The 4436-nt window shown below is 67.0% G+C and carries 4 protein-coding genes; 2 read left to right on the plus strand and 2 right to left on the minus strand.

Annotated features, from left to right (window positions below):
• Positions 1-79 precede the first annotated feature (79 nt).
• The gene (locus QZY06_RS15120) at positions 80-1624 is read left to right on the plus strand and encodes a DUF4331 domain-containing protein (RefSeq protein WP_295685898.1); all 1545 of its coding nucleotides are present in this window, start codon (positions 80-82) and stop codon (positions 1622-1624) included.
• A 20-nt stretch (positions 1625-1644) separates the two neighbouring features.
• Complete coding sequence (locus tag QZY06_RS15125; protein WP_295685899.1) at positions 1645-1887, plus strand: hypothetical protein; 243 nt, start codon at positions 1645-1647, stop codon at positions 1885-1887.
• Positions 1888-1970: 83 nt separating this feature from the next.
• Here QZY06_RS15125 and QZY06_RS15130 read toward each other — a convergent pair whose 3' ends face one another.
• Positions 1971-3107 (minus strand): HupE/UreJ family protein, encoded by a 1137-nt coding sequence (locus QZY06_RS15130; RefSeq protein ID WP_295685900.1) that lies wholly within the window; start codon positions 3105-3107, stop codon positions 1971-1973.
• A complete protein-coding gene (locus QZY06_RS15135; protein WP_295685901.1) occupies positions 3104-4324 on the minus strand; it encodes a hypothetical protein in 1221 nt (406 codons plus the stop codon). The genes QZY06_RS15130 and QZY06_RS15135 overlap by 4 nt, the downstream gene beginning before the upstream one ends.
• Positions 4325-4436 lie beyond the last annotated feature (112 nt).

Consider the following 4436-nt stretch of genomic DNA (forward strand, 5'->3'; position numbering starts at 1 on the left):
GAGTAAGGCCTTGAGAACGGTTGACTGCACCGGACCGTCGCCCGCCACATCCATAAGGACATCGGAGATCAACATGTACATGAGGAAAGCAATTCCGCTCGCGCTCGCGGCTGCCGCCGCCAGCCTGACGGCCCAGGCGTCCAGCCACCGTGAGGCACCGTTCATTGCGCAGAACCCCAGCGTCGACGGCACCGATTTCTACATGTTCAACAGCTACGAAGCCGGCCGCAGTGGCTTCGTCACCTTGATCGCCAACTACAACCCGCTGCAGGATTCCTACGGTGGCCCGAATTACTTCGCGCTGAACCCGCAGGCCCTGTACGAGATCCACATCGACAACAACGCCGATGCGGTGGAAGACCTGACCTTCCAGTTCCGCTTCACCAATACCTTCAACAAGCTCGCCGTGCCGACCGGCGCCGCCAGCAATCTGTCGATTCCGCTGATCCAGCTGCCGCCGACCGGCAATGTGCCGACCCTGAACCGCAGCGAGACCTACACGGTCAGCCTGGTTCGCGGCCCGCGCCGCGGCGCCAACGTGCAGCCGGTGACCAATGCCACGGGCGGCGGTACCACGTTCACCAAGCCGGTCGACAACATCGGCAGCAAGTCGATTCCGGACTACGCGGCCTACGCCAACCAGTACATCTACACGGTCAACATTCCGAGCTGTGCGACGCCGGGCCGGATGTTCGTCGGCCAGCGCAAGGAAGGCTTCGCGGTCAACCTCGGCGAAGTGTTCGATCTGGTCAATCTGAATCCACTGGGTGCGCGGAACATCAAGGGCAGCGCCACCGCCGGCAAGAACGTCACCACCCTGGCGCTGGAAGTGCCGACCAGCTGCCTGACGGCGTCCTCCGCGCAGCCGATCATCGGTGCCTGGACCACGTCCAGCCTGCGTCAGGCCCGGGTACTGAACCCGGCACCGCAGGGTCCGGTCACCGCGACCGGCCCGAGCCCGCGCACCTTCGGACCGGAAGTGTCCGGCGGCGCCTGGACTCAGGTTTCGCGTCTCGGTTCGCCGCTGGTCAATGAAGTGGTGATCGGCATCGATGACAAGGACAAGTTCAACGCTTCCGAGCCGAAGAACGATGGCCAGTTCGCTGCCTACGTCACCAATCCGACCCTGCCAGTGCTGCTCAACGTGCTGTTCGGCGCTGCGGCCAACGTGCCGCCGGTGCCGCGCAACGACATCGTCGCTGCGTTCCTGACCGGCGTTGCCAACGTCAATCAGCCGACCGGTGTGGTCGCCTCCGAAATGCTTCGTCTGAACACGGCGATTGCCGCGACCCCTGCGACTGCTCAGCAGAACGTCGGCGCCGCGCTGTGCTTCACCCCGGCTGGCGCACTGCTGCTGACCAATCCGGGCTGCGATCCGGCCGGCTTCCCGAACGGCCGCCGTCCGGGTGACGACGTCGTCGACATCGAACTGTCGGTGGTCGAAGGCTTCCTGCTCGGTACCGCCAACCCCAACCGCACCGCCGATGGCGCCTATCAGGTCTACACCGATGGCACCTTGCAGGACGCTTCGCAGTTCGACGTCACCTTCCCGTACCTGAAGACGCCACTCGGTGGCTCGCCGAACGGCGACAACGGTGTCGTCAACCCATCGCCCGCAGGCTGAATCGGAAAAGGAGACGAACGATGAAGAAGTCCCTGCTGGTTCTCCTGCTCGCCAGTGCCGTGCTGGCCGCCTGTGATGGCGGCGGCAGCGCTGCGCCGGCGCCACCGCCTGCAACCGATGGTCCGACTGGCCCGGCGCTCGCCGCCGTCGTCAACGACGCTTTCGCCCAGACCAGCGAAACCGCGCTGCCGTTCGACATCAACGTGCTGGATATCGACCCGTCCGACGAGACGCCGACGCTGTATGACGGCCTGCTGGTCTGATCAAGCCACGGCTAACTGAACCCCCGCTGTAAGCCTTGAACCCCGCCCCTGGCGGGGTTCTTTTTTTGTGTCGCCGGATGGCTTCAGAACGGCATCGGAATCGGCAGGCCCAGCGCCCGCTGCAGCAGCCAGGCCAGGCCAGCGAGGGCGACCAGGATCGAGCCCGGCACCAGCACCGCGTTGCGGAACAGCGCCGAGTTCCGGCCGGCGAAGCAGAGCGGCACGACGATGGCGATCAGGCCCAGCTGTGCGAACTCGACGCCGAGATTGAACGCCAGCAGCGCCCAGACCCGGCCAGAGGTCGGCAGGCCGAGTTCGAGCAGCGCGCCGGCGATCGCCGCGCCATGGATCAGGCCGAAAAAGCCCGCCAGCAGCCACAGGCGGCGATGGACCATCGGCAGCAGATTGTTCAATCCGGCGAACAGCACCGAGGCGGCAACCAGCGATTCGACGACTCGTGACGGCGGACTGAATGCGCCGCTGGCGGCCAGCGCCAAGGTCGTGGCATGCGCCAGGGTGAACGCGGTGACCAGCGCGGCGGTATCGCGCAGCGCCGTGCTCAGGCGCTCGGCCGGTTGCCAGCCGCCAGCGCGACGGCGCAGCACCGCCGGCAGGAACAGGCCAGCGAGAAACAGCATGTGATCGGCGCCGGTCCAGACGTGCCACAGGCCTTCGATCAGATAGGTGCGGAAGACATCGGCCGGCCGGCCGGACTCGAAGCTCTGAGTGCCGCGATCCGGCCCGAACACTGCGGTCTGCGTCTGACCAGCCAGCGACAGGTTGAGCAGGCCGCGATGCTGGGCATCGATGTCGAACAGCAGGGAATAAGCGATGCCGAGCTTGGCCGGCGTCTGCGGGCACGAGGCTTTCAAGCTCAGCACCGCGTAACGGCCATCGCTGTGTTCGGCGATCTGCAGGCCGGGTGTTGCTTCGAGGGTGCAGGCTCGGTTGTCGCTGCTCAGCTTCAGCCGGCTCAGCGCGTAGGCATCGATGGCCGCTTCGGCCTTGCGTACTTCGCCCCAGGTGATCGCGCCATCGGCATCGCGATCGAGCCCGATCGCGAAATCGAGATCGCGCAGCGCGATGTCCCAGCGGCCGCTGACCGCGCTGCCGTCGACAGTCAGCCGCAGGAAACTGTCGCTGGCCTTGTGCGCCTCGGCGCTGCCGATGCTGCCGAGCAGCAGGACCAGTCCGACGAGACTGCGGATCAGGCGGCTCATCGGCTGGCTCCCGATGCCGGCAAGGCGCGCAGCTGATTGGCGAGCTGGTGCAGCGCCGGGTCTTCGATGCCGGTCTGCTGCAGCCAGGCCAGCGCCGGTTGCGCCGCGGCCGGTTGTGCCGCCGCAAGACTCGCTTCGAGCAGCAGGTGGGCATCGGCCGGTTCGCGCTGGCTCTGCCAGTTCTGGGTGGCGAGCGTGACCGCGCGGGCCGCGTCATGCTGCAGCCGGAGCGCATACAACGCTTCCTCGCGCAGATGCACCGATCCGCCGCGCAGCCCCGCTTCGGTGAAGCGAGCATCGAGTTGCGCCAGGCTGTCGGTGAGGCAGGGATCGCCAAGTGCGGCCTGAGCCAGCGCCAGACGCAGCAGCAGGTTGTCGATCTGCCGGCTGTCCTTGGTCAGCTCGCGCGCTTCGGCGGCGCGGCCAGCCGCGAGCAGATAGTCGGCATAGGCGGTCAACAGGTAGGGATCGTGTTCGCTAGTAGCGCGCAGCAAGGCAATAGCAGCCTCGAAGTGCTTGCCGGCCTCGGCATCACGGCCTTGCCGGGCCTCGATTTCGGCGAGCGCGGTCAACGCCCAGAGTCGCTCGCCGGCTGGCGCGGCGGCCGATTCGGCAATAGCGCCAGATAGCACTTCGATCGCTGCTGCTGCATGGCCATCGAGGCTGCGCACGCTGGCAATACAGGTGGCCGCGGCGATCAGATCGCCATGGGCGGCGATCAAGGCATTGCAGTCCGCCAACGCATCGGCCGGGCGGCCTTGCACCATCAGGATTGTCGCCCGGGTCAGCCGCGCCTGGGCGTTGTTGCTGTCGCGGGTGATCAGCTGATCGAGATCGCTGAGCGCGCCGCTGAAGTCATGACGCTGCTGGCGCAAGGTGGCGCGCAGCAGGCGCACCACTGGCGGCGGCTCGGTTAGTGTCAACCAGGGTTTCAGCGCCGATTCGGCCTGACCGTGATAGCGCGGATCGGCCGTCGCGCGGCCCAGTTCGATTGCCCGCCGGGCGTAGGCGACGGCCGCCGGAAGATCGTCCGGCCGCGCCGCGAGTGCCCGCCGTTGGGCGTTCAGCGCCCGCACGTTGTCAGCTTCGGCCCGCGCGGTGGCGACGTGTTCGAGCACCTCGGCGTCGTCGGTCGGCACGTAGGGATCGGATGCGGCGAGCGCAGCCGGCATGACGACAGCGACCAGCAGGCCGGTCAGAAAAAGAGGAAGGGACATGTCCGCCTTACGCGGCGGGCTGCAGGATGGACGCGGCGGCAGATTTGGCGGGCTTGGGCACCTTAGCCAGCGCGTCGAAATCGTCGGCGAGTTCGAGCACGCGCTCGCGCAC

It is taken from the genome of uncultured Nevskia sp., assembly GCF_903885465.1.
In the GTDB taxonomy this organism is placed as follows: Bacteria; Pseudomonadota; Gammaproteobacteria; order Nevskiales; family Nevskiaceae; genus Nevskia.